This is a genomic window from Natrinema salaciae, assembly GCF_900110865.1.
Lineage (GTDB): Archaea > Halobacteriota > Halobacteria > Halobacteriales > Natrialbaceae > Natrinema > Natrinema salaciae.
Genome location: NZ_FOFD01000002.1, coordinates 820,943 through 846,235, shown reverse-complemented (window position 1 = coordinate 846,235; position 25,293 = coordinate 820,943). Strand labels below are relative to the sequence as shown.

General features: G+C 64.6%; 18 protein-coding genes and 1 tRNA gene. 15 read left to right on the top strand and 4 right to left on the bottom strand.

The window, feature by feature from the left end:
- Positions 1-84 precede the first annotated feature (84 nt).
- Positions 85-1,254, bottom strand: a complete 1,170-nt coding sequence (locus BMX07_RS09335; RefSeq protein WP_090617080.1) for a 5-(carboxyamino)imidazole ribonucleotide synthase — start codon at positions 1,252-1,254, stop codon at positions 85-87.
- A gap of 205 nt (positions 1,255-1,459) precedes the next feature.
- Between BMX07_RS09335 and BMX07_RS09330 the strand changes: the two genes are divergently transcribed.
- The 10 genes from BMX07_RS09330 (at position 1,460) to BMX07_RS09285 (ending at position 14,431) form a co-directional block, all read left to right on the top strand.
- Positions 1,460-2,296, top strand: a complete 837-nt coding sequence (locus tag BMX07_RS09330) for a DUF4097 family beta strand repeat-containing protein (protein WP_090617079.1) — start codon at positions 1,460-1,462, stop codon at positions 2,294-2,296.
- A gap of 139 nt (positions 2,297-2,435) precedes the next feature.
- The gene (ribH, locus tag BMX07_RS09325) at positions 2,436-2,870 is read left to right on the top strand and encodes a 6,7-dimethyl-8-ribityllumazine synthase (protein WP_090617078.1); all 435 of its coding nucleotides are present in this window, start codon (positions 2,436-2,438) and stop codon (positions 2,868-2,870) included.
- Positions 2,867-4,012, top strand: coding sequence for a pyridoxal phosphate-dependent aminotransferase (locus BMX07_RS09320; RefSeq protein ID WP_090617077.1), 1,146 nt, complete (start codon positions 2,867-2,869; stop codon positions 4,010-4,012). Before ribH ends, BMX07_RS09320 begins: the two co-directional genes overlap by 4 nt.
- A gap of 584 nt (positions 4,013-4,596) precedes the next feature.
- Positions 4,597-4,699: transfer RNA gene (locus tag BMX07_RS09315), tRNA-Gln, on the top strand.
- A 465-nt stretch (positions 4,700-5,164) separates the two neighbouring features.
- Positions 5,165-6,394: a cation:proton antiporter gene (locus BMX07_RS09310; protein WP_090617240.1), complete on the top strand. Its 1,230-nt coding sequence runs from the start codon at positions 5,165-5,167 to the stop codon at positions 6,392-6,394.
- Positions 6,395-6,606: 212 nt separating this feature from the next.
- On the top strand, positions 6,607-7,944 hold the full coding sequence (gene glmM / locus BMX07_RS09305) for a phosphoglucosamine mutase (RefSeq protein ID WP_090617075.1): 1,338 nt from the start codon (positions 6,607-6,609) through the stop codon (positions 7,942-7,944).
- Between the two features lie 195 nt (positions 7,945-8,139).
- Positions 8,140-9,825 carry an alkaline phosphatase family protein gene (locus BMX07_RS09300; protein WP_090617073.1) on the top strand — a complete coding sequence of 562 codons (1,686 nt, stop codon included), beginning with the start codon at positions 8,140-8,142 and terminating at the stop codon, positions 9,823-9,825.
- A 190-nt stretch (positions 9,826-10,015) separates the two neighbouring features.
- Positions 10,016-10,678, top strand: a complete 663-nt coding sequence (locus BMX07_RS09295) for a helix-turn-helix domain-containing protein (RefSeq protein ID WP_090617071.1) — start codon at positions 10,016-10,018, stop codon at positions 10,676-10,678.
- 285 nt (positions 10,679-10,963) lie between these two features.
- The gene (locus BMX07_RS09290) at positions 10,964-12,607 is read left to right on the top strand and encodes a right-handed parallel beta-helix repeat-containing protein (RefSeq protein WP_245742083.1); all 1,644 of its coding nucleotides are present in this window, start codon (positions 10,964-10,966) and stop codon (positions 12,605-12,607) included.
- A 201-nt stretch (positions 12,608-12,808) separates the two neighbouring features.
- A complete protein-coding gene (locus BMX07_RS09285; RefSeq protein WP_090617069.1) occupies positions 12,809-14,431 on the top strand; it encodes an oligosaccharide flippase family protein in 1,623 nt (540 codons plus the stop codon).
- Positions 14,432-14,715: 284 nt separating this feature from the next.
- Here the strand turns inward: BMX07_RS09285 and BMX07_RS09280 are convergent, their stop codons facing one another.
- Positions 14,716-15,984, bottom strand: coding sequence for a polysaccharide deacetylase family protein (locus tag BMX07_RS09280; RefSeq protein ID WP_090617067.1), 1,269 nt, complete (start codon positions 15,982-15,984; stop codon positions 14,716-14,718).
- Positions 15,985-16,224: 240 nt separating this feature from the next.
- Here BMX07_RS09280 and BMX07_RS09275 point away from each other — a divergent pair, with 240 nt between their 5' ends.
- The gene (locus BMX07_RS09275) at positions 16,225-17,199 is read left to right on the top strand and encodes a glycosyltransferase family 2 protein (protein ID WP_090617065.1); all 975 of its coding nucleotides are present in this window, start codon (positions 16,225-16,227) and stop codon (positions 17,197-17,199) included.
- A gap of 200 nt (positions 17,200-17,399) precedes the next feature.
- Entirely contained in the window at positions 17,400-18,527 is a 1,128-nt protein-coding gene (locus tag BMX07_RS09270) for a PKD domain-containing protein (protein ID WP_245742082.1), read from the top strand.
- 154 nt (positions 18,528-18,681) lie between these two features.
- On the opposite strand, the gene BMX07_RS09265 is transcribed toward BMX07_RS09270, so the two are convergent.
- A complete protein-coding gene (locus tag BMX07_RS09265; protein ID WP_090617061.1) occupies positions 18,682-20,013 on the bottom strand; it encodes a polysaccharide deacetylase family protein in 1,332 nt (443 codons plus the stop codon).
- Between the two features lie 220 nt (positions 20,014-20,233).
- On the opposite strand from BMX07_RS09265, the gene BMX07_RS09260 reads away from it, so the two are divergent.
- Both BMX07_RS09260 and BMX07_RS09255 read left to right on the top strand, forming a co-directional pair.
- The gene (locus tag BMX07_RS09260) at positions 20,234-21,934 is read left to right on the top strand and encodes an asparagine synthetase B family protein (protein WP_090617059.1); all 1,701 of its coding nucleotides are present in this window, start codon (positions 20,234-20,236) and stop codon (positions 21,932-21,934) included.
- Positions 21,935-22,086: 152 nt separating this feature from the next.
- On the top strand, positions 22,087-22,575 hold the full coding sequence (locus BMX07_RS09255; protein WP_090617058.1) for a hypothetical protein: 489 nt from the start codon (positions 22,087-22,089) through the stop codon (positions 22,573-22,575).
- A 72-nt stretch (positions 22,576-22,647) separates the two neighbouring features.
- On the opposite strand, the gene BMX07_RS09250 is transcribed toward BMX07_RS09255, so the two are convergent.
- On the bottom strand, positions 22,648-23,259 hold the full coding sequence (locus BMX07_RS09250) for a DUF7344 domain-containing protein (RefSeq protein WP_090617056.1): 612 nt from the start codon (positions 23,257-23,259) through the stop codon (positions 22,648-22,650).
- Positions 23,260-23,648: 389 nt separating this feature from the next.
- Between BMX07_RS09250 and BMX07_RS09245 the strand changes: the two genes are divergently transcribed.
- A complete protein-coding gene (locus tag BMX07_RS09245; protein ID WP_090617236.1) occupies positions 23,649-24,638 on the top strand; it encodes a DUF1616 domain-containing protein in 990 nt (329 codons plus the stop codon).
- Positions 24,639-25,293: the final 655 nt, after the last annotated feature.

The following is a 25,293-nucleotide window of genomic DNA, read 5'->3' as shown; positions in this document are numbered from 1 at the left end:
CGATAGCAAACGAGGCCGGCGATCGGACCGGTTCGCGATCGGCCGCCGGTGCGTCGCAGAACGGGCGTCGAACGGTGGGGAGTGCTACGGCCGGAACGTCACGGCGTCCTCGAGGGCGCGCGCACGCTCGAGCAGTTCCCCGACCGACGTATCCGACGCCGATTCGTCCGCCGAGAGCGTCACGTGGCCCATCTTCCGGAGGGGGCGGGCCTGTCGTTTGCCGTACCAGTGGAGAGCCGCGCGCGGCGTCTCGAGAATTTCGTCGAGATCGGTCAGCCGTGCGGGTCGCTCGTCGTCCACGTCGCCGAGGAGGTTCGTCGTGACCGTCGGCGAGCGCAGGTCGGTCGCGGCCAGCGGCCAGCCGAGTACGGCACGGACGTGCTGTTCGAACTGGGAACTCGCCGCGCCCTCGATGGTCCAGTGGCCGGAGTTGTGTGGGCGCGGCGCGATCTCGTTGAGCAGGATCTCGCCGTCGGTCGTTTCGAAGAGTTCGATCCCGTAGACGCCGCGCCCGTCCATCACTTCGAGCACGTCGCGAGCGACCGCGTGAGCGCGCTCGGTGACGGCCTCGCTCGAGCGAGCGGGAACGATCGTTTCCCGGAGGATCTCCGCCTCGTGGACGTTCTCCCCGATCGGGAAGGTCGCGACCTCGTCGTCTCCCTCGACCGCGATGACCGATACCTCACGTTCGAAGTCGACGAACGACTCGACCATCGCGGGGCCGGCGACCGCCTCGAGGGCGTCCTCGGCTTCGGATTTCGATTCGACGGGGACGTTGCCCCGGCCGTCGTAGCCGCCGGTTCGCGCTTTGAGCATCACCGGCGCGCCGTAGTCGTCGATCGCCGCGCGGACGTCGTCGGCGTCGTCGACCGCGCGAAACGGCGGTACTGGGACTCCGGCGTCCTCGAGCGTCCGCTTCTGGACGAGTTTGTCGTGGATGGTCTCCAGCGTCGACGGCTTCGGGTGGACGGGAGTCCCGGTGTCCTCGCTCACCCGTTCCATCACGTCCTGATCCGCGAGTTCGATTTCGAACGTGAGGACGTCGGCGCGCGCGGCGAGTTCGCGGATCCCCGCTTCGTCGTCGAACTCGGCGACGATCTGATCGCGGGCCACGAGTGCGGCCGGACAGTCCGGCGTCGGATCGAGCACGACCACCTCGACGCCCAGCGGCGCGGCCGCCTCGGCGAGCATTCGCCCGAGCTGTCCCCCTCCGACTACGCCGATCGTCGGTCCCGGCGTCCGTAGCGTCGTCATTGTGCGCCGGTTCTCGCCGCCAGCGCTTAAGAATTCTCAAACCGGGACGTCGCCTTCGAACGGAGCCGGCGCTCGTACTGCGGCGCTCGCACCGCGTCTCGGGTCACAGTTCGCTCCCGCTCAGCTATAAAAATCTTCGTGCAGAGCACCTGCCTCGGAAACTGACTGGTATTATATATGTAGCTACCAACGCACAGACACGAGTATGCAATCGAACGTCTCGCGACGTCGACTACTCACTGGGGGGAGTCTCGGTGTGCTCGCGTCGCTCGCCGGCTGTCTCGCGACCGGACGGGGGGAAACGGAGACCGTGACGGAAACCTACGAGACCGACGGGGTCGGCGCCGTCTCGCTTTCGACCGAGTCCGGATCGATCACCGTCGAAGGGGGACAGGGTGACGCGGTCGAGGTTCGCGGCCACAAGGCAGCGCCGACCGAGGATACCCTCGAGTCCGTGACGATCGAGACCAGCCGCGACGGCGACCGCCTCGTCGTCGAGGGACGGCAGGGCGACGAGCCGCCGTTCCTGTTCGGTCCCGATCCGAAGCTAGACCTCGAGGTGACGATTCCCGCCGGCGTCCGCCTCGCTCGTGCGGCGACGACGAACGGGGATATCGACGTTCGCGAGGTGACCGGCGAGTTGGCGGCCGAGACGACGAACGGTGACATCGACGTTCGAGGCGTCGACGGCGGACTGGTCGCCGAGAGTACGAACGGGTCGATTCGCGCAACCGGCGTCAGCGGCGACGTCCACGCGGAGACGACCAACGGGAGTATCGACGTCACGCTCGCGGACGGCGACAGCGACGGCGACCTGTTCGCGGAGAGCACCAACGGCGACGTCACCGTTCTCGCGCCCGACTCCCTCGACGCGATCGTTAGCGCCGCCACGACGAACGGCGACGTTTCCGTCGAGGGGATCGACGGCGTGAACGTCTCGAGCGACGACTCGGTCGACGTGACGCTCGGGGATGGGACACGGAGCGTGCGGGTCGAGACGACCAACGGCGACGTCACCGTTCGCAGTGAATCCGACGGCTAACGCCCCGGGAGTGGCGGGAATCTCCGTCGCACACGAGCGGGCCAGCGCTCGGTCTCCCGGCAGCGCATCGACGCGCGGGTACCGGAAGCCGTCACCCGAGAACGGTACCTCTTTTACCCGTCCTCCCCACCGCTCGCCTATGACCGCGCTCGGACTGGTGGTCGCGCAGTTCAACCGCCCGATCACCGAGCAGATGGAGCAGGAAGCACTCGAGGCGGCGACCGCCGCGGGTGCCGAGGTGTACGAGACGGTCCACGTACCGGGGGCGTACGACGCGCCACTGGCTGCCGACCGGCTCGCTCGCCGCGACGACGTCGATGCGGTGGCCGTCGTCGGGACGGTCATCACCGGCGACACGGATCACGATCAGGTGATCACCGACGCCACCGCTCAGCGGCTCTCCGACGTGAGTCTCGAACGTGACACGCCCGTGACCCTCGGCGTGACCGGCCCCGGCATGTCCGCCGCCGAAGCGCGCGAACGCGTTGAGAACGCCGCCAAAGCCGTCGAGGGCGCGCTCGATCTCGTCGACGAACTACCCGACCCCAGTTCAGCTGTCGATTCCCAACAATGACGATGGAATTCACCGACCGCGTCAGCCGAGTTGAACCGTCCGCAACGCTCGCCATCTCCGCGCTCGCCACCGAACTCGAGGCCGATGGCGCAGACATCGTCGACCTCTCCGTCGGCGAACCCGACTTCCCCACGCCCGAGAACATCGTCGAGGCCGGCAAGGACGCGATGGACGCCGGCCACACCGGCTACACCACGTCCGCCGGGATCCTCGAACTGCGCGAGGCCATCGCCGACAAGCTGGCCGACGACGGCCTCGACCACGGCCCCGAGAACGTCATCGTCACGCCGGGTGCGAAACAGGCCCTCTACGAGGTCGTCCAGGTGCTCGTGCAGGACGGCGACGAGGTCGTCCTGCTCGACCCCGCGTGGGTCTCCTACGAAGCCATGGTCAAGATGGCCGGCGGCGAGCTCACCCGCGTCGACCTCTCCGATACCGACTTCCAGCTCGAGCCGGCGCTCGACGACCTCGCAGCCGCCGTCTCGGACGAGACCGAACTGCTGGTCGTCAACTCGCCGTCGAACCCCACCGGCGCCGTCTACTCCGACGCGGCGCTGGAGGGCGTCCGCGATCTGGCCGTCGAGCACGACGTGACCGTGATCTCCGACGAGATCTACAAGGAGATCACCTACGGCGTCGAGCCGACGAGCCTGGGCACGCTCGAGGGGATGGCCGACCGCACCGTGACGGTCAACGGCTTCTCGAAGGCCTACTCGATGACCGGCTGGCGGCTCGGCTACTTCGCCGGTCCCGAGTCGCTGGTCGATCAGGCCGGCAAACTCCACAGCCACTCCGTCTCCTCGGCCGTCAACTTCGTCCAGCACGCCGGCCTCGAGGCGCTCGAGACCGACGACGCCGTCACGGAGATGGTCGCGGCCTTCGAGGACCGACGCGATCTGGTCGTCGACCTGCTCGCCGAGCACGACGTCGACGTCGCCGTCCCCGAGGGCGCGTTCTACATGATGCTGCCCGTCGACGACGACGATCAGGCGTGGTGCGAGGGCGCGATCGAGGACGCCCACGTCGCGACCGTTCCCGGCAGCGCCTTCGGCACCCCCGGCTACGCGCGGATCTCGTACGCCGCGAGCGAGGACCGACTCGAGGAGGGTATCGAGCGACTGGCCGCGGAAGGCTACCTGTAGCCGATCCCCACGGCAGCGGGTCCGGCAACGAGGTGACCGGTCGCCGCGATCTGCCCGCTCGTTTTCGGGACTTTTCGGGACGCTCGATCGCGTTACGCTGATCGCCGTCCCGGCGTATTGCTGGTCTCGAGCCGTGTGCGAGTCAGCGGCGTGTCCGACTCGACTGTTTACGGAATGCCGAGGCCAACCCCTGCACGGACTGCCCAACGTGTGGTAAGCCGCTCCGGACGGAGCAGGGGATGCGCCAGCACCGTACGAAAGTGCACGGCGAGCAGCTGCTGAAAATACACGTGTCGCGGGTGCGGGCTCGAGTACACCGATGAACGAGGCGAGTGCCTCGGGGTCGTTCGGAAGATCGAAGATCTTCCGTGATGACGAGAGAGCGACGCGCTCTCGAACCGCTCGACCCCGAGGCGGTTCACATCCGGTCGGTCGTTCGATCACCCCGAAGACGCACACACGATGGCTAACGTGATCACGCGCTGTCGGAGCTGCCCTCGGCGCGCCGAGGCCGGACAGATCACCGTCTCTCCTCGAGACGAAAAGTAACACTATTGTGCTGCCGTCTGCTATCTGGGATCAGGAGTCCCGTGGTGTAGTGGCCAATCATATGGGCCTTTGGACGTGTCCGGTTCAGGCCGTCACGGAAGCAAGCCCATGACGGCGGTTCGAATCCGCCCGGGACTATTCTGCGACGAACGGACGTGAGGAGCGGATAGTTCAGCGGATTCGGGCCCAGAAGACGAGAGGATTCGAGTCTTCGCGGTTCGAATCCGCCCGGGACTACTTTTGCGGCGAACAAATCCGTGAGCCGCAAGTATCCCCGGCGGTTCGAGCCCAGAGGACGAGCGGATTCGAGTTGCCGCGGTTCTCTCCGTTCCAAATGGGTTCAGCAGCGCCGATCCGGACTCCCTGTTCGTTCGATCCAGGAGACGCCCGTTGAGGGCGGGGGTCGTTTCGAACGACTCTCGAACGATATCGCGCAATACTCGGTAGCGGTCGGTTATCGCCGAGTCTGCGGATACTTGTGACTGGGTGTGGATGCACGTTGCATGTCGGTCGTATTGGTCGGGAACGACCCGCGGAGGCGTCACTCGTTGGGTGCGTGGTGCACGGAGAGTCGTCCTCCCCGTCCCGGAGGTCGATGAACCGGTGTCCATTCACGTCAGCCTCGACGTCGTCGCCCTCATCGCGGCCATCGTCGGCCTCGGTGTCGCGGCGCAGGTTCTCGCCGCGAAGTACCGGGTGCCGAGCGTGTTGTTTCTCATCCTCATGGGCGTCGCCATCGGTCCCGAGGGTCTCGAGTTGATACCGCCCGACGCCGTCGGCGATTCGCTCTCGACCATCGTCGGCGTGAGCGTCGCCATCATCATCTTCGAGGGCACGTTTCGCCTCGAGTACGGGGCCATCTGGAATGCGTCGAGGGCGGTCAGCCGGATGATCACGATCGGAGCGGTCATCGCGTTCGTCGGGACGGCCCTGGCCGTGCGCCTGCTGCTGAGAGCGAGCTGGGATATCGCGTTCCTCATCGGCGCGCTGCTGGTCGCCACCGGGCCGACGGTCATCGCGCCGATTCTCGCGGTGGTTCCCGTTCGCGAGGAGGTCGCCACGACGCTCGAAATCGAAGGGATCGTCAACGACGTCACGGCCGCGGTGCTGGCGGTCGTCCTCTTCAAGGCCATGACGGCCCGACACCTCGCGCCGGGCGGGTACGTGTGGCTCTTCGTCCAGCGCCTCGCGATGGGGGTGATCGTCGGGTTCGTGGTCGCCGGGGTCGTCTGGTACCTCCTCACGCAGGTCGAACACCCATCCGAGACCGCGCCGCAGACGGCTCGACTGCTCGCGCTGGCCAGTGCCGTCATCGCGTTCGCCGCCGCTGACTCGGTGTTCTCGGAGGCCGGAATCGTGGCCGCCGCCACTGCGGGGTTCACCCTCGGAAGCCTCGAACTGCCCTATCAGGAGGAGATCCTGCAGTTCATGAGGGACGTGACGTTGCTGGTCCTCTCGTTCGTCTTCATCACGCTCGCGGCGTTGCTCGAGTTCGCGGAACTCCTCGCGCTGGGTGTCGCGGGGCTCGCGGTCGTCGCGGTCCTGATGGTCGTGATCCGTCCGCTGGCCGTCTTCGTCTCGACGGGCAGGGTCGGCTTCACGACGAACGAACGGCTATTCATGAGTTTCGTCGGGCCGCGGGGGATTATCCCTGCGTCGGTCGCGACGCTGTTCGCCGTCCGGCTGCAGACGGAGGTGCCGCCGACCGATCCGTCGGGGGCGCATTTGCTACTCGGCACCGTCTTTCTCGCCATTCTCGTCACGGTCGTCGTTGAAGCAGGCTTCGCGAGACAGATCGCCGGGTTGCTTGGGGCAACCGAGTCGGAGCAATGAGTGTCGAATTCGATCGTTGCTATCCTCCCCGCCCTGAAGGGTGAGGGTTCCTTCGTGGGACAGCACGCCGCCCCGGATGTGGACGTCGCTCTCTCCATCCCGTCGCTCGAGCAGCGGAGTCGCGGAGCACGGCGGGGTGACCCCCACGGAGCACCGTGGTCGGGAACGTTTACCGACTTCATAGTAATTCCGTTCTCTTCGAGCATTCCGCTATGTTCGGAACGAGCGGTATTCGCGGAACCGTCGGCGAGGAGGTAACGGCCGAACTCGCTCTCTCGGTCGGTCGCGCCGTCGCGTCGGACGGCTACGATCGTGTCGTCGTCGGGCGAGACGTTCGCGAGAGCGGTGCGGTTCTGGTCGACGCACTGACCGCTGGATTGCGCGACTGCGGTGCGGACGTCCTCGAGGCCGGGATCGCACCGACGCCGACGATCGCCAGGGCCGTCCCACGGGCGAACGCGGACGCGGGAATCGTCGTCACGGCCTCGCACAATCCGGCACCGGACAACGGGCTCAAACTCTGGTCGGCGTCGGGCAAGGCCTTCGGTCCCGAGGAGCGCGACGCGATCGCCGCTCGAGTCGGGGGCGACGAGTACGACCCGCGGCCCTGGGACGGGCACGGCTCGCTCGAGCGACTCGAGGACGCGACGGCCCGACACGCGGCGGCGCTGGTCGAGTCGGTGTCGATCGAGGACCCGCCGAGCGTCGCCGTCGACGTCGGGAACGGTGCCGGTGGAGTCACTGCCCGTGCGCTCTCGACGCTCGGTTGTGACGTCGTGACGCTGAACGGGCAGCGAGACGGCCGCTTTCCGGGTCGGCCGAGTGAACCGACTCGAGAGACGCTGGGCGATCTCTCGGCGCTCGTCGAATCGACGGACGCCGCGCTCGGCGTCGCGCACGACGGCGACGCTGATCGGATGCTCGCCGTCGACGAGACGGGGTCGTTCGTGCCGAAGGACGTCCTCCTGGCGCTGTTCGCGCGCGAGGCGGCGACCGACGGCGACGTGATCGCTGCGCCGGTCGGGACGAGCATGGCCGTCGACGACGCGCTGGCGTCGGTCGGCGCATCAGTGAGCCGAACGCGGGTCGGCGACACGTTCGTGGCCGACCGCGCTGCACGGCCGGACGTCGTCTTCGGCGGCGAGCCGAGCGGAGCGTGGATCTGGCCCGACGAGACGCCGTGCCCGGACGGCCCGCTCGCCGCGTGCAAGCTGGTCGCGCTCGCTGCCGAACGGGGCCCGCTGTCGTCGCTCGTCGCGGCGATCGAGACGTACCCCATCCGTCGCGCGTCGGTCAGGGTCGAGGCGAAAGCCGCCGTGATGAACCGGGTTCGGGATCGCGTTCAGGAGCAGTACGACGACGTCGACACGCTCGACGGCGTCTACGTCGACCTCGACGATGGCTGGATGCTCCTGCGTGCGAGCGGGACCGAACCCGTCGTCCGTCTCACGGTCGAAGCGCGGGACGAGTTTCGCGCCGAACGTCTCGAGGCCGACGGGATCGGAATCCTCGAGAACGCGATCGCGACCGTCTCGGGAATCAAACAGTGACGTCGCGGGTTCGCAGGCACTGAGTCGCGCTGTCGAGGAATTACCGGCGTTCCGGCTTCTAGAACGGTTTAACCTATCGATAATGAAGTGTTTCGTCGCTCAGACTGGGAGTAGATACGTGGTGCAACGAACGACACCGCTTCCGCCGACTGGCGGCAGCGGTCGAACGGAACTACTTGGTATACAGATGAACCGATGACTCGGACGTTTCGCCGTGACGACGCAACACCGACTGGGAGTACCGCACAGGAATCGAACGGATTGGAGACGCTGCTTATCGGTATCGACGCGGGGTGTCTACCGGTCTTCGAGCGATTGTTCGAAGACGATCGGATTCCGACCATCGAGCGGCTCTGTTCGGAGGGCGTAACCGCGCCGCTCGAGTCGCAGATTCCGCCGTGGACGCCGAGTGCCTGGCCGTCGATCTACACCGGCGTCAACCCCGGGAAACACGGCGTGGTCGGCTTCGTCGGCTACGACGGGTACGACTGGCACGTGACGAGCAACGACGACGTCCGGGAGCATCCGCTGTGGACGCTGCTGGATCGCCACGATCGCTCGAGCGTCATCGTCAACGCGCCGGTCACGCATCCGCCGGACGAGTTCGACGGGGCGGTCGTTCCTGGATTCCTCGGCCCCGAGGACCCGCGATGTCATCCCGAGGGGCTCTTAGACGAGATCCGCGACGAGATCGGAGCGTATCGCGTCTATCCGAACTATACGCGTGACGACGACTCGCTCGACGACGAGGCGAAGATCGCGGAGTACCAGAACCTCGTTCGGATGCGCGGCGAAGCGTTTCGCTACCTCGTCGACGAGTTCGAGCCGGCGTTCGGCTTCATCCAGTTTCAGAAGACGGACACGGTCTTTCACGAGTTCAGCGGCGACGATCGCCACATCGGCCCGGTGTACGAGGCGGCCGACGAGCAGATCGGGGCGATCCTCGATGCGTGCGATCCGGACCGCGTCTTCCTGGTCAGCGACCACGGGATGGGCGCGTACGAGGGGTACGAGTTCCGGATCAACGAATACCTCCGCGACATGGACTTCCTCGAGACGACGACCGGGGGCAAGGGGATGCCATCGTGGACGCCGATGCGCAGGCGGCTCCGCGAGGGGGAGGAGTACGACACCTGGGAGCCGGGGCCGGTCGCGCGCGCGGCATCGGTCGCCGCCCGGTTCGGGGTCACCGCCCGCCGCATCAGAACGGCGCTCGAGCGCGTCGGACTGGCCGATGTCGCTATCGAGTACGCGCCGGGCGGCGTCTCCCGGACGGCCAACGAGCAGGTCGACTTCGCCGAATCGGCGGCGTACGTTCGTGCGCGAACCGAACTCGGCGTCCGGATCAACCTCGAGGGGCGCGATCCGACGGGCGTCGTTCCACAGGACGAGTACGAGGAACTCCGCGAGGAACTCATTCGAACGCTTCAGGCCGTCGAGACGCCCGACGGTGAGCCGTTCTTCGAGACGGTCGCACCGCGTGAACAGTACTTCCACGGCGACGAGATAGACGAGACCGTCGATATCGTCACGATCCCCGCGGACTTCGAACACATGCTCTCCGAACAGCTAGCCGACGGTGACTACTTCCACCCGGCCGAGCCCTGGAACCACAAGCTCGACGGGATCTTCCTCGCCGCGGGCGAGGGAATCGACGAGGACGCCTCCCTGGAGCGGGCCCATCTCTTCGACGTCGCGCCGACGGTCATGGCCGCGATGGGGGTCCCCTACAGCGACCGCATGGACGGCAACGTGGTTCCGGTCGTCGACCCGGTCGAACCGATGTCCTATCCCGAGTACGAGGAAGGGGACGACGAACAGCGGCCGGCGACGGACGAAGCGGTGACCGATCGACTGGCCGATCTCGGCTACATGAACTGACGGCTCGGTCCTCGCCAGCGGTAGTTCGAACGCAGCCGCTGTGGCACTCGATGCATCGATTAGTACCGCTGCGCAGCGACGAGACGGTCGCCTGCTGAACCGTCGAGGCAGTTCCTTTCGTTGCAACCCTCTTAGCCGCGGTATAAGTATGGGCGGACGGCTCCGAGGAGGGAGACGACTCGAGATCGCAATGGGATTTATCGCAGCAATCCACCTCGTCCACGACGACCTTCCGCTGGTGCCGACGATCGATCGCTGTTCCGGCGTCACGTTTAGATACGAGTACGGGACGACGGTCGACGGGCGACGTCTACAGTTCGTCTCCGCCTTCGGCGGCGAGACCACGGCCGTCGAGGATGCGCTGGCCGACGATCCGACGGTCTCGAGGGCGGTTCGCGTCGCCGCGTTCGAGAACCGGGACATCTATCGCATTCTCCTCGACACCGATCTCGAGCTCGTGCCGGATCACTGTGCCGAGTACGGACTGTTCGTCTTCACGGTAACGAGCGAGAACGGAGGCTGGAACATCCGCGTCCACCTTCCCGACCGGGACACGCTGTCGGCGTTCCGGGCGCACTACCACGACCGTGGGATCTCGTTTCGTGTGACGCAGCTGTACGACTCATCGGCGTCGGACGAGCGGACGTACTTCCTGACCGAGCGCCAGCACGAGATTCTCACGATGGCCTACTACGGCGACTACTTCGAGGTGCCACGAGAGATCACGCAGGACGACCTCGCCGATCGCCTCGGTATTTCGGACTCGGCGGTCTCCCAGCGGCTGCGGCGCGCGATCTCCGAACTGATCGCCGCCACGCTCGAGAACGATCGAATGCCGAACGACTCCCGATAACCGCTGCCGACGCGATACCCCAGCGCCGGAGACGCTCGTCTCGAGTCGGCCACTACTCGTCACGCGATCGGTCCGCCAGCGGAGCGTCCGAAACGGGACCCGCGACCGCGTCGTCACTGAACGACTCGTCGGGAACGATCTATACGACGTGTCGTTTGACGCAATTTATTATATTTCCAACAGTATTGGGATTTCGAGACGGAGACCGGCCTGTTTACTTAAAGACTTGCCATCCGAACCCATACATATTGGACCCCGTCATGACTCACAAAGAAATGAATCTCAATGTCGGACCGAAGTGATATGCAGCGCTCGAATCGAGACGGTTCTTGTCGTTCTCGGTCGACCGGTCGGGAGGACGGTCGGCCCGCTCGCGACGGTCCGATTTCGCGGTCGAGGAGACGGTTTCTGCAAGGAACCGTAGCCGCGGGTACCGCCGGAATCGGACTGACGTCGGCAGCCAGCGCGTCCACGGACGCGTACGGGGAGTACTACGACGATTACTCGACGGTCGTCGACGTGACCGACGTGGGGGCCGACAACACCGGGAACGAATCGGTAACGCCGGTTCTCGAGGAACTTCGAGAGGATGATACGTTACTCGTGTTTCCCGAGGGCCGATACTATATGGACGAACAGTTCCGGTTCACCGGCTTCGAGAATTTCGGCGTCGTCGGCGAGAACGCGACGCTGGTTCCGGCGGACTTTCACGAGTTCGATGGCCCGCAGTACCGCCTCTTCCGGCTCGGCGTGTCGTCAAGACCCGGTGGTCGCGTTCGATTCGAGGGGTTCGACGTCGACCAGCGGGCCCCCGACACGGGAATCCGAACGATCGAGACGTACGCCTCCGAGCGCCTCGAAGTGCGAGACATCACCGTCTACGGCCAACACGATAGCGGGACCTGGGGTCCCGGGATGTTCAACATCACCGAGCCCGACGGCCGAGGTATCGTCGAACGGTTCCGCGTGCCGGACGGCGCCGCGTGGATCAACAACACGCCGAACGCGGGTAACAACTGGCGTGGCCCGATCGGTATCGAGGCCACGCTGAACGAGGGAACGCTCACGTTCAGGCGTTGTTGGGTCGGGCCGTTCCCGAGCAACGGTCTCTACGCGGCGGGCGGAAACGGCAAGATCATCGTTGACGGCGGCTGGTTCTGGGATAGCAATGGGGCAAACGTTCGCGTCGGCGGCACCCACAGCGAAATCCGGTGGCCGACAGTCGAGATCAAATCGAGTCGACCGGAGGACACGATCCAGCGGGCGATCCGGGTCGAACAAGGTCGCGATATCCAGGTTTACGGTGCGGCCGTCAACATCACCTCACCCATGCCGACCAGTCACGCGATCTCGGTGATGCACTCCTGTGAAAGTGCCCGTATCGAGGGAACGACGCTCGATATCCGTGGCGAAGACGTAAACCACGGGATCGTCTGCTCACCCGGCTCTGGAGAGGCGACGATCGTCGATACGACGATCACCCACGAGACCTCGGGCGGCTATCCGCTGTGGATACAGGACAGCGACAGCAGTGGACAGGTTCTCGCCGAGTACCTCACGATCGACGGGCAGGCAGGTGAGGACGGCGGTTTCCGCGATGGAATTCGCTGTGAACGGGACAACTGCCGGTTCAACGTCGTCGATATCAAGCAACAGGGTCGCAGCGGTGTGGACCGGAACGCGATCGTCAACACGGGCGAGGAACTGACGGTCTACCGATCTAACCTGCGTGCCAGCAAGTATCCGTACATCGACATCGGCTCCGGATCCCTCGTTCTCGATTCGGACCTCGAATCGTCGTCCGGTCTCGAGGCCGCCTGTCTCTACGCGTCGTGTGATAGTCCGTCGCTCAAGGACAGCAGACTGGTCAACGGGATCCGTAACTTCGGTGCGAGCGACATCACGACCTGGAAGAATAGCTACGAGTAGTCGACGCGCGGTCGGCAGGAGTCCGGTCTTCGTTCTCCGGCGTCTTCGTTTGCCGTCGGCTCGCGTTCAAACGCCGTTTAACCCACGTATAATAACGCCACGTCGTCGCCACTCTCTGGACACAGTGAGTACGTCGGATCGTGAGCGACCGCCGGCGATGCGGGTCGTCCATCGTCGGTTTCAGCGTTCCAAGGTGAAACCGTGAACAGGAGTATTACGAGCGGCGTCTTCGCGGTCGTCAGCGCAAAGATCGTCGCACTGGTCGTCACCGCGCTCTCGACGCCGCTTTTGTACCGCCTTCTGGGTGCATCCGAGTTCGGCGCGTACTCGTTTCTGCTGTCGGTCTTCGCGATCTACATGATCTTCGTCAGTTCCGGGATCACCGACGGGGTCAGGAAGTACCTCGCGGAGGACCGCCACGCGGCAAACTGGAGCGAACACGTCGTCGGCTACTACCTCCGGTTGGCCCTCTTCCTGTCCGGTCTCGGTGCGTTCCTCCTGGTGCTCGCGACCCGGTTCGGGCTCGTCGGCCTCGCGTTCGACCCCGAGCTACAGCCGTACTTCTACATCCTCGCCGCGCTCGTGGTGACGGCGCAGTTTCGCGACTACACGCGCAAGACGCTCATGGGATTCGGCCTCGAGCGGTATTCGGAGCCGCTGAAGGTCGTCGACAAGGTCGCCTTCGCCGTAGTCGCGGTTCCGCTGGTCTACGTCGGTGGCGGTGTCGTCGGGGCCCTGGCCGGGCACCTGTTCGCGAGCGCGCTCGTCGCAGCGATCGGCCTGGTGCTCGTTCACCGCCGGGTGTCGCTGTCCTGTGTGTTCGGACGACCGCCGGCGAATTTCCCGCGGAAACAGATGCTCACGTTCAATTCGATGAGCATCGCGCTGATCTTCCTGATGATGTCGCTCTATCACATCGACATCGTGATGCTCCAGCGGTTCCGCGGGAGCACGTCGGTCGGGAACTACAAAGCGGCGCTCACGCTCGCGGAGTTCCTCTGGTTCGTGCCGATGGCGGTCCAGACGGTGTTCGTCCACTCCACGTCGGAGCTGTGGTCGCAGAACCGCGTCCGGGAAATCTCCGATCTCGCTTCCCGGACGATGCGCTACACGTTCCTGCTGACGGCCCTGATGGCGGTCGGCCTCGCGGCGCTGGCGGACGTCGCGGTGCCGCTCTATTTCGGTCACGAGGCGCTGCCGGCGATCACGCCGCTGTTGTTGCTGCTCCCCGGTGCGCTCGGATTTGCGCTCGCGCGCCCGGTGCTGGCGATCTCGCAGGGAGAGGGAACGCTTCGGTATCCGGTCGCGGCAACCGGCGCTGCGGCCGCGATCAACCTGGTACTCAACGTCACCCTCATTCCGCAGTACGGAATGCGAGGTGCCGCCGTCGCGACCAGCGTCGGATACGGATCGATGCTCGTCTTCCACTGCTGGAGCGCGCGACGGGTCGGTTTCGACCCGCTCGCGGACGCGCGACTCGGTCGGTCGGCGCTGACCACCGCCCTCACGGCTGTCCCTATCGTCGCGCTCTCGACGGCGATCGCGAACCCGTGGGTCGCGCTCGCAGTGGTTCCGCCCGTCGGCTTCGCCATCTTCGTTACGTTCGCCGTTCTCGTCGGTGCACTCGAGCCGGCGGAGCCGTTCGAGATCCTGTCCGCGTTCCCCGACCCGATCGGCGCGAAAGCGGACGCGGTCTACGGTCGGCTCGTCGGCGGCGAACGCAGCGGGCCGTCTCGTAACTGGTTGCAGAGCCTGTTGTTCGTCGCCGGGCTGTCGTTGCTCCTCTCGGGGCTCGCGTTCGGCCTGTTCGACGCCGGCATTTAGCTGTAATTGAGGGCGCTAAGCCCCCTTCCTCAGCGAGCGCCGAAGGCGCGAGCAGGGAAGGGATACAGCGTCCGCACGTCTTGTTTCCGTGTGAACGGAGTAGTTCACCCCGCCCCGCAGCGATCGACGACCGGTTCGCGGTTCAGTACCCACGGCTCGACGGCCGGGGTGGTGCTCCGAGACGGACACACTGGTCAGATCCAACGGCTACCGAGAAAGAGTGGCGACGGCGCGTCGCCGTCGTGGCCCTGTGGGCGACGGTGACGGACTCCTGTCACCGTTGATCAGTAGGACGGTCCCAACAGATCGCTCGCGGACACGACCTCGACGCTCTGCGCGTCGACGTACTCGAGGATGCCCTCGAACGCGCGTTCGCTGATACCGTCGTCGCCGATGTAGTCGAACTGCAACACCGCGAGCTGGCCGTATTCGGCGGCGTAGTCGATGTACGTTCTCGCCTCGTCGCCGGCATTGCCGGCGAAGAACCCCACGTTGTAGGGGTCCGTAAGCGGGAGCGCGTTCGGCGCGCCGCCGAACCGGAACGCTTGCTCGTGGTACTCCTCGACGAGGTCACGGGCGGTCGGGCTGAGTATGTTGCGAGGCGTGACGAAGTGCCTGGCGCCGTCCTCGAAGCCGCGGTTCTCGAGAAACACCTTCGTCCGTTCGATCATGCCTTTTTGCTTTTCGGGGGTGTACTCGTGGAGGAAGCTGGCACCCGTTCGCGGCCGGGCTGCCATGTCCCAGCCCGCGTCGTCCAGTTCGTCGAGTTTGTCGAGCGTGAGCCTGCCGTCCTGCCCGAGAGCTTCGGGCATGACGGCCTCGACACCCGGGAAGCCGTAGGGCTCCATCCGTTCGAAGGCGCGCGTGTAGTGGCTCTCGAGCGTTCCATCGAACAGGAACAGCACTTTCCCCGTCGTCGGGCGATCGATGGCCCGCAGGTCGTCGATCCGGCAGTCGATGGAGCCGGACGAGTCACCACGCCGGCGAGCGGTCAGCCGAATCTCGCGGACGTTCGTCAGGTCGGGCTGGGTATCGATCCGACCCGTGCCGAAGTCGACGCGAACCCACCGATCGCTCGGCCCGGTGAGCGTTCGCTGCATCGCGTGGACGTTGCGCGAGTTCGGTGCGAACAGTTCGAGCGTGAGGTGGAGCTGATCGCGACCGGTGAAGTTGACGGCCAGCGAGAGGGCCTTGCCGCTCAGATCCAGCCCGTCGGGGATCGCCCTGTAGATGGCCGCGGAATCGGTGCCCGCTGACGCCGTGAGGCGAGCCGACTGCGAGCCGGCGTACGGGTCGTTCGGTTCGGCCTCGAGTTCGCCGGCGTCGATCATCGCCGTCCAGTCGTCGAGATTCTCGAAGTCTTCGACCGATTCACCGGACAGCTCCGGTAGGTCGTCCGTTTCGGACGAGTTAGCGTCTCCGTTCGGCGTCGGTTCCGTCGACGTGGTATCGCCGCCACGCCACTCTCGAAACTGTGAGAGACAGCCGGACAACCCGAGCGTTCCGGCCGCTGCAACAGTCGTCACGAACGATCGGCGGTTTCGATTCGTCATCGACCACGTGAACGAATCGTTTGTTCTTTCTTATACAGTTATTAGACGGGGTTCTGCCGGTCGAATCCGACCGATCGGCCGTTCCTGAAGGAATCGGTCGTTCGACCCGCCGAGCGGGGATCGGTCGGGCCGGCAGTCGTTCCGAACCGACGACGGTGTCGGGGGCCGGTCGGTGACGGTGCCGGGCCCCGGCGTTTATCCACGCGATAATAATCCAACCGGGGCGGGTACGATCGGGAAATGACTCGCGTCAGCGTCATCATCCCGACGTACAACAGAGCGGCGACGCTTCCGCGCGCGATCGACAGCGCGCTCGAGCAGACGATCGACGACCTCGAGGTGGTCGTCGTCGACGACGGGTCGACCGACGACACCGAGTCGGTGTTGGCCGCGTACGACGACCCGCGGGTTCGACCGGTTCTCCACGCGACCAACCAGGGTGCGAACGTCGCCCGGAACACGGGGCTCGAGCACGCACGCGGGGAGTACGTCGCCTTCCTCGACTCCGACGACGAGTGGCACCCGGAGAAGCTCGAGCGCCAGCTCGCGGCGCTCACGGATCGCTCGAGCGACTGGGTCGGCGCTTACTGCGATTCGACGTACGATCTGTCCGGCGCGAGCGGGGCGCTCCGCTCGACCGCCGCGTCCGTGCTCGCCCGTGCGGACGACGAGCCGACCCGGAGCGGCGGCGAGGAGCTGGTCGGCGAGATTCTCGCGGACAACGTCCAACCGGGTGCCGGCTCGACGCTGCTGGTCCGCACCGCGGTCGCCAGGGCGGCCGGCGGGTTCGACGAGGAACTCGATCGGTTCCAGGACCCCGAGTTCTGTCTGCGCGTGCTCGAGCAGGGAAAACTCGTCTACGTCGACGAGGAACTCGTCCGTCGCGAGGACACCGGCCACCCGCCGGCGGACGTCGTCGCGAACGCGAGCGAGCAGTACCTCTCGGCGTACGAGGACGAGGTCGAGCGCTTCGAGAACGAAGGGTACGAGATTCGCTCGAGTCACGCGCTTATCCTGGCAAAGCGCTACTTCGCGGAGGGACGGTTCCTCCGTGGCGCGTGGCACTTCCGACGGGCCGCGGCGTCGCCGCGGACGCTCCCCGGCGTCTGCTGGGTCGCCGGTACCGGCGTTCGACGGCGGCCCCTCCCGGTCGTCGCAACGGTCGCCCTGCTGGTGGTGGGAACGACCCTCGGCTGGCGCGCGCTCAGTCGGTGATCGCACGCGTCCGCCGCGATCGTTTCCGATCTGGAACGATCGGGCGGCCCGAATTTCACCGACACAGACCGTCGTAGACACGAAACAGTTCCGTTGCTGCCGCTTATAGCGTCTGTAGTAAAGCCGCCCCCTCTCCATGGGATGGACGGATGAGTCACGATACTCGCGCAGAGATACTCCCACGACGATCAGTATTGGCTATGACAGGCAGTTGTGCACTCGCGAGCGCGAGCCTCGCCGGCGCTGCCGGTGTCGCGGCGCAGAGCGACGAGGAGACCGTTTCTCGAGAGTCGTTTGCGATTCGGAAGGGGACAGCCGAAGAGACGACAGTGTACGTGACGACTGCGGACGCCGACGGGCCGACGGCCGTCGTCGTCGGGGGCCTACACGGCAACGAGGTCGCCGGCTATACGGCCGCCGATCGCATCGCCGACTGGACGATCGACGCCGGCACGCTCGTCACGATCCCCGAGACGAACGCCGTCGCGATCGAACGTGGGACCAGAAACGACGAGAACGGAAACAATCTCAACCGGCAGTTCCCCGAGGGGATGAAGCCCCAGACGGAACTCGCACGAGCGCTCTGGAACGTCGTCACGGAGTACGATCCCGACATCTTCATCGACCTCCACGAATCGACGGGCGTCTATGCGGGCGACACGAGCGACGGCGTCGGCCAGGCGATCTTCCACTCGGACGGCGCTGCAGCCACCGATGCGGCCGCTGACGCTGCCGACTACGTTACCCAGGCCCACATCGACGACCCCGATCTCGCGTTCCAGATCGGGCCGTTCTCGTCGCCGTCGGCCGATCCGAAGGGGTTGTTCGCGCACAAGGCCGCACGGGATCTCGGCGCCGAGTCGTTCCTCGCGGAGACCGTCTCCAAGCCCGCACTCGGGACGCGCGTCCAGTGGCACACGACGGTCGTCGATCGACTGTTCCAGGGTGAGCTCCTGCGCAACGGTGCCAGCACCAGCACTCAGGAGGCGGACCCCGACGAGAGCGCCGAGGAGAGCACCGACAGCGATGCGGGAGACTCGTCCACGACGTCACCGAACGCGCAGATCCAGCTACTGCCGACGTGGTCGTCCGAATCGACGCTCGATCCGGGACAAACGGTTACGCTCGACGCGTCTCGATCCCGCGATCCGGACGGCGAGATCGTCCGCTACGAGTGGTGTGTCGGAGACAGCGACTCGTTCGAGGAGACCGGCGAGACGATCGAGGTGACGGTCGATTCGAACGGCGAGCATCCGGTCGAGCTGCGCGTCGTCGACGACGACGGATCGACCGGCACCGATCGGATCACGCTCTCGGCGGGGTGTTGATTCGTCGGCCGACGGAATCCGCTGCCTCCCGAGACGAACGCCTCGTCGGAGGGGCGTCTCTCCAGCACTGAGGCAGCCAGCCGTCGGTCTACGGAGCCGGCCCGGTCGAGAATCGAGTCGCATCGCGACGAGATCGGATGTCGACCGTCGCGAATCACTTATTGCCAGTCCGAAGTTTCCAGAGGCCGTCGAAGGTGATGACCTCGACGTCGGCGCTATCGATGTGTTCGAGCAACGCTTCGTAGTCGTCCGCCGGCATCGTATTCTTGGCCTCGAACGTGTGGAAGTTCAGGATCGTACACTGATTGTGCTTGGCGGCGACGTCGACACATCGCTTCGAGATCTCGAGGTCGTGTCCGATCGTTCGCGGGAGCACCAGTGGGTCGAAGCCGTAGACGCTCGTCGTGTTGACGTTCCCGGCCTGGTTGAAGCCGCCGCAGTAGTGGTAGTTGGCCGCCTGCTTGAGGCTCGTTTTGTCGAAACTGTTGTGCGGGTGGACGATGTAGTTCGCCCCCTCGAAGCCGTTGTCGATGTACCACTGTTTGTCCCGGCTGAGCCGTTCCGCGATCGTGTCCGCGTCGTCGAGCTCAGCTATGGGACTGTGCGTGCCGTGGACGACGATCTGGTCGCCCGCCTCCTGGCGCTCTTTGAGCTGGGAGACCGACATGGTTCCGTCGTCTCCCCGTTCGACCCATCGCGGCACCGGCGCCTGGACCGTGGAAAACCCGTACTCGTCGTGGAGCGGGGACGCCGTCTCGTAGTAGTCGAGCGTGCCGTCGTCCCAGCTCAGCATGACGTACCCCTGATCGGCCATCTCGTGCGTGCGCAGGTCGTCGATCCAGACCTCCGCCTCCGATTCGGAGTGGAGTACGTGGACCTCGAGTCGGTCGAGGTAGTCCAGGGACGGCTCGACTTCGTCCTGCTGAAAGACACCGGGGCTCGATCGGAACCAGCCGATGTCGGGCGATCGGTACGTAATATCCCGGAGCGAGTACACCTTCTCGCCGCCGAACTGGTCGACGAGACGCAGGTTGACCGTGATGTTCATCGGCGTCGACGTTCGGACCGCGAGCGAGAGGTCCAGCCCTGTCAGGTCTTCGCCCTGGAGATCCCGTTGCGCCATGATGTTTTCGCTCCCATTCGACTGGAGTTTGAAGCTCTGCTCTCCGTCGAACGCGACCTCTCCGTCCGCTTCACCCGATCCCTGACCGACGGTCCAGGCGTCGAGATCGCTGAAATCGTCGAACGAATCTCCGGGCTGTCGGTACTGTTCTCGGCTGTTGAATTCGGTTTCGAGCGACGGAACGCCGTCCGTGATCCCCGGCGTCGATCCGTTCGAGTCGTCCGACGGCGACTCGTCCGAGGAGTTGTCGCCGTTCCCGCCGGACATCGACGGTAGCTGATCCGTACAGCCCGCCATTCCGGCGATTCCGACCGCACCCGACAGTGCGAGGAACCGACGTCGCGTCGCGCGTTTCTGTGACATTGGCGAGCCGAACTACCGACAGTGCTCCCATTATTATAGATTCGATAGTCGCGAACGATAGTCGTCCGGCTCGACTCGAGACCGACGGTTCGAGGCTTAACGGTACCATAGTAATTGAGTACTCCGTCGAGAGATTCGACAGAGGCGTGCGCAAGCGACCCGCGTGCGGAACCCGACTCTTCCACACTGCGATCGTACGCCGTCTGCGAAGTGGTCTTCGATGAACAGGGAACTCTTCGGTGTATTCGGCGGTATCGACGCGTTCGAGCGGTTCAGATCCGGCGACGAATTCGACGAGGTGCTCGCCGGATCGACCGTCACGGTCGGAATCAGGGACGCCGATCTCGGCGCACCGGGCTGGAGCGCCACGTATACCGGCGACGAGGGGTGTTGTCTCGTCTGGGGAGAGGCGTACGTTCCCGGTGACGAACCCAACGCCGCACGCTGGTTCCTCGAACAGTACGAGACGAACGGGCTCGACGCACTGCGGGAGCTCAACGGTTCGTACCTGGTCGTACTCGACGCCGAACGGAGCGGTGACGCGTTCGTCGCCACGGATCCCGTTCGATCACGGGAGTGTTTCTACACCGATGAACCGGGCGATCGCGTCTTCGGAACCGACGCCGCCGCGGTCGGGCGCACGATCGCGGATCCGACGCTCAACCGCGACGGTGTCCTCGAGTTCTTGCACCTGGGCGTGACGCTCGGCGAGAAGACCTCCGTCGCGGAACTGGAGCGGTTGCCGGTCGACAGCCGACTGCTGCCCGCGTCGGTCGACTCGCTCGAGCGGTTCGTCTACGATCCGCAGCCGCCTCGATCGTACGACGCGGTCGGCGAACTCGCCGATCGGCTCGAACGAGCGCTCCAACGTCGATCGACGCTGCCGGGTCGAGCGGGCGTGCTCCTCTCGGCGGGCTACGACTCGCGAGTTATCCTCTCGAAGATCGACGTCGACTGCAGTTACACCGTCGGGTCGCTGGACGCACAGGAAGTCCACGGTGCGAGAGCCCTCGCCGCGCAGTACGGTGCGAGCCACACGGCTTTCCCGCCGGACGAGCGATATCTCTGCCCCGACGAATCGAAAATCCGCTACTCGCAGGGGATCAAGGAGTCCTTGCACATCCACCACGCCGGCTATACCGACGAAATTGGGGTCGACACGATGTATCACGGCCTCCTCTGTGACACGTTCTTCCGGGGCCACTTCACCGCCTCGGAGACCGTCGATGTCCTTGGGAAGGAGGTCCCGACCGGTCGGCTCGAGTCCGACCCCAACCCCGTCGAGTCGCTCCTCGGGAAGTTCGGCTACAGTCGCGATGCCAGTCGAGAACTCGCCGAGCGGACGTCGTTCGACGCGGGTCCGGAGACGTTCGTCAGGGAGGCGATCCGTGACGAGTTCGTCGCGAGACGGGACCGAGCCGACACCGTCCAGAACGCGCTCACCTGCTGTGGTATCGCGAACCAGCCGTCGATACCGTTCCACAACCACCTTTCCGATCACTTCATGACGTCGTTTCTGGCGACGGATCGCGAGTTGATCGACTGGCATCTCCGAACGCCACCGGAGCTCCGGACGACGGAAACCTTCCTGCAGGCGTGCGAGCGGGTCGACGACGACATCCTGCGACACAGACCTCCCGATCGGCCCCACGATACGGCGCTGTTCAACGAAATCGAGGGATTCGTTCGTCGGAAGACGCCGTTCGTCTCGTCGTTCGAACCGCCGTGGCCGGACCGCGAGACCCTTTTCGATCGTCACGGCTTCGACCGACGACTGTTGGCCGGTCTCGAGCACCTCCATAATCTGCCGGCCAGACACAAACTCAGGCTCATCGACCTCCGCGAGTGGCTCGAGTCGTGGTCGGAATCGCGACCGGAACTGTTCCCGTGGCTCGAGCCGCCGGAACCGGTCGTCGCGTAGCGCGGTCGGACCGGTTCAGGCTCTGCTTACTATCGTCTGAAAGACCGATTGAGACGATAGTACGGTCGGAAACCGCTCTAACAGCTACGTATATCGTTCACGGCCGGTAAACCGTGAGAATCCTTATATCCCAAGAAGTTATACCGCGGAATATGCGTCTGACGCCGTCCTGGTTTGGCCCTTCGTCGGAACCCGCTGACGAGGAGCGTGCCGGTACTCCCGACGGAATGACCGGAGTGACGATGATCCGCGGCCCAGAGAACGACTTTTCGGCGAGCGACTCCGGAGACGATCGGTGCGCGGGAGAGTTTCTTCCCGAGTCCGATCGCGCGCTCCTGTCCGTTCTCGATGGGATGAACACACCGGCGACTGTCGACGAAGTCGCCGACGAACTGGTCAAACCGGCGCGGCCGCCGATCGAAACGTGGGCGACTATTCACGAGCAGTTGCACCAGGACCGACTGCCGGCACTCGACGCGTCGGGAGCCGTCGAATTCGACGAAACGCAGGGCCTCGTCGAACGATCGGCGACTCGCTCGAGCGTTACGTTGCGATTCTCCGCGCCGCTGCTGGCGGCGATCTCGATCGGGTTTTTGCTCATCTTCATCGGTCTCGTCTCGGTTTCCGTGGTCGTCGCGTGACGGTCGTCCTCGCTGTGGCTCGGTTTTCCAGTCAGTCCGTTCGAACGTGTGGTAGCGTTTGTACAGCTCACTTCATCCCATGACTCGACTGATAGTGAGGGCGGTAAAGAGGAACAGGATCAGCGCGCTCAGGCCGATTCCGGAGAGGAAGGAGATGAACGGCAGTTCGATCACGGCACCGAGGAGGACCGCGTAGCAGAGAACCGTCGCAACGATGTAGTAATCGTCCCAGGACGCATCGTCGGACGGCCCGTCCTCGTTCGACTCCTCTTCCGAGTCCAACTCGAGGTACTTGTCGACGCGATCGGCGAGCGACTTTCGCTCAACGATGCCGCGATTCTGTTGGTACTCGATCAGGCCGGCCTCGTCGAGCTTGGAGAGGTGGGACTGGTAGAGCGGGATATAGACGCGCTGGCGCTGTGTGGACGTGAGGTCTTCGACAGTCGTGTCGTGTTCCCACGCGGCGACCTGTTCCGCTACGTCGCGCATGCGTACGGACCCTTCAGTATCCCGGAGGTACCGGAGAACCATCCGACGGCGCTCGTTCTGCAGCAGATGAAAGATTTCGTCTTTCGAAAACGCAGGCTCGTCTGCGGGGCAATCGGCTTCCGCATCCGCTCCCTGAACGTCGTCGTTGCCGCCCTGCTCGTCCTGTTCTTTAGAGCTGATATGTTTCGCTTCCATTGCACCAATCTTCCCTAATTAGAGGTGGGTAATAAAGTATTGAAACGCTATAGCTGGATCATACACAGTTTACGTTATTTCATATCCGCCAGTCTCTTTTTATGTTATTTTAAAACTGCTGAATATCGGTTTGTATGGGTCTCTTGATGGTATTTCCGGAATTGGGTAGAAAGTTCATTTCACGCTAGTATCCACTACTAATATCTCACGTTCATCCCGAATTTTCGTTTATTCCGTGTCGTGGAACAGTAGAGAAGGGGCGATGGTGAGACGGCCAGATCTGTTGTCCTTCACATTACAACTCGTCGGAAGATGACGGCCGAGTCGCCCCCGGAGCCCGTGGCTTATCTTGGCGATAATAAACCACCGCTGGCCGCATGGACGACACAATGAGCGACAACAACTGGTGGTTTTTCGATCAGGCGCTCGTCATTGCAGTCACTGGCGCGCTCACGTTCGGCATTATTTCAGGTGTTGATGGGTACGGAAGGATACTGCTGACAATTCCACTCGTTCTCTTTCTTCCCGGGTATGCGCTCGTCTCTGCCGTGTTTCCGGACGAACCGAACGACGACTACCGCTCGTTCGATCACGAAAAAACCGGACTCGGTAATCCCCGGCTGGTCACCGGCGGACTCGAGGCGGTAGAACGAGTAGTCCTCTCAATTATCTTTAGTGTTGCCCTCGTTTCTACGGTCACCCTTTTCGCGTCCGCAACCCCTAGGGGTGTGACGGTCATTCCGGTACTTTCCGGCCTTGCAGTACTTACTGTCTTACTTTCACTTATTGCAATTGGTACTCGCTACCGCTGTCTCCCCGAGCGTCGGTTCGCCCCTTCCCTTTCGTCGCTGTCGCCGTTCTTCGCTCGGTCACAGCCGAGCGACTTCGGGCGAACGAATCGTCAGCCGTACAACGTGGCCATCGCTCTCGGGCTGCTCCTGTTGCTCGCCAGTGGTGGCTTCGCGATCGCGAATCCGCCGGAGCACGACGGGTTCACGGAGTTGTCGGTCGAGACGGAGAACGTCTCCGGCGAGATAGACACGATATACGACTCGACCTTCACGGCGGGCGAGCCCCAGGAGCTGCAGGTGACCATCGAGAACCGGGAACACGAAGAACGGACCTACACGACCGTGGTGATGCTCCAGCAGGTGCGGTACGACGGCGACGAGGCGACGGTCAACCAGTCGACCGAACTGGACAGGAACACGGCGACGGTGGCCGACGGCGAAACGTCCCAGCAGACGCTCGAGATCGTACCGCCGATGGCAGGGGACGACCTTCGGTTGGCGGTGTTGCTCTACAACGGCGAACCGCCGTCAGAGCCGACGGCCGAGAACGCCTACCGATCGCTCCACCTGCCGATCGAGGTGGAATAGCGAACGGCGGATCTCCGTCGGCGTCTCGTCGCGTCACCCACTCCAGCCTGGCCGGAAAAGCCGTCGCACGCAGGTCGAGGAGTCGTGAACTGATCCGATCGTCACCGTCCAATCGCAGCCGTCAGCGGGCGCTCGAACCGGTTCCTCGACGCGGTATCGTCGGCGGGCTACCGAGACGCGAACCCGCTCGCTGTGCCGATACGGAGCCGGCGGTGGCGAGCCTGTTTTACAGCGTGTTCCCGTCCCGACCTCGGGCTGATCGCCCGACCCCCGATCGCGAAGCCAGCCAGCAATCATCGTGGTCGTCGACGACGTCGAATTACACGCTCCGAGCGGGACGTTGCGCGGTATTCGACTCCAGAGGTATCGGCCCCCTCGCTCGAGCGCTCGGCGTGCGGAGCGGTCCGTCACGTGTGACTGCGCGAAAACCGTCGACCGTGCGTGCGAACCGCTCGTCTGGTCGACACGCTCGTCACGCTGCCGTCACTGATCGGTAGCCGCTCGAGCCGCCCGAGTTTTCGTCAGATGCGTGGACCCGGAGCGCGTGGTATCGAGTGTGGAGGCACGAAGAATTGTACGGAGGACGACGACCGTCTGTACACGGCCGTCGGAGGGCCGAAGGTCGGGGGACGGTGGGAACGCGGAACGCGATACC

Coding starts and splice junctions, on each gene's coding strand:
- BMX07_RS09330 (WP_090617079.1), top strand. CDS start 1,460: ATGCAATCGAACGTCTCGCGACGTCGACTACTCACTGGGGGGAGTCTC.
- glmM (WP_090617075.1), top strand. CDS start 6,607: ATGTTCGGAACGAGCGGTATTCGCGGAACCGTCGGCGAGGAGGTAACG.
- BMX07_RS09260 (WP_090617059.1), top strand. CDS start 20,234: ATGAACAGGGAACTCTTCGGTGTATTCGGCGGTATCGACGCGTTCGAG.
- BMX07_RS09255 (WP_090617058.1), top strand. CDS start 22,087: ATGCGTCTGACGCCGTCCTGGTTTGGCCCTTCGTCGGAACCCGCTGAC.
- ribH (WP_090617078.1), top strand. CDS start 2,436: ATGACCGCGCTCGGACTGGTGGTCGCGCAGTTCAACCGCCCGATCACC.
- BMX07_RS09290 (WP_245742083.1), top strand. CDS start 10,964: ATGTCGGACCGAAGTGATATGCAGCGCTCGAATCGAGACGGTTCTTGT.
- BMX07_RS09320 (WP_090617077.1), top strand. CDS start 2,867: ATGACGATGGAATTCACCGACCGCGTCAGCCGAGTTGAACCGTCCGCA.
- BMX07_RS09265 (WP_090617061.1), bottom strand. CDS start 20,013: ATGTCACAGAAACGCGCGACGCGACGTCGGTTCCTCGCACTGTCGGGT.
- BMX07_RS09280 (WP_090617067.1), bottom strand. CDS start 15,984: ATGACGAATCGAAACCGCCGATCGTTCGTGACGACTGTTGCAGCGGCC.
- BMX07_RS09275 (WP_090617065.1), top strand. CDS start 16,225: ATGACTCGCGTCAGCGTCATCATCCCGACGTACAACAGAGCGGCGACG.
- BMX07_RS09245 (WP_090617236.1), top strand. CDS start 23,649: ATGAGCGACAACAACTGGTGGTTTTTCGATCAGGCGCTCGTCATTGCA.
- BMX07_RS09250 (WP_090617056.1), bottom strand. CDS start 23,259: ATGGAAGCGAAACATATCAGCTCTAAAGAACAGGACGAGCAGGGCGGC.
- BMX07_RS09295 (WP_090617071.1), top strand. CDS start 10,016: ATGGGATTTATCGCAGCAATCCACCTCGTCCACGACGACCTTCCGCTG.
- BMX07_RS09300 (WP_090617073.1), top strand. CDS start 8,140: ATGACTCGGACGTTTCGCCGTGACGACGCAACACCGACTGGGAGTACC.
- BMX07_RS09335 (WP_090617080.1), bottom strand. CDS start 1,254: ATGACGACGCTACGGACGCCGGGACCGACGATCGGCGTAGTCGGAGGG.
- BMX07_RS09270 (WP_245742082.1), top strand. CDS start 17,400: ATGACAGGCAGTTGTGCACTCGCGAGCGCGAGCCTCGCCGGCGCTGCC.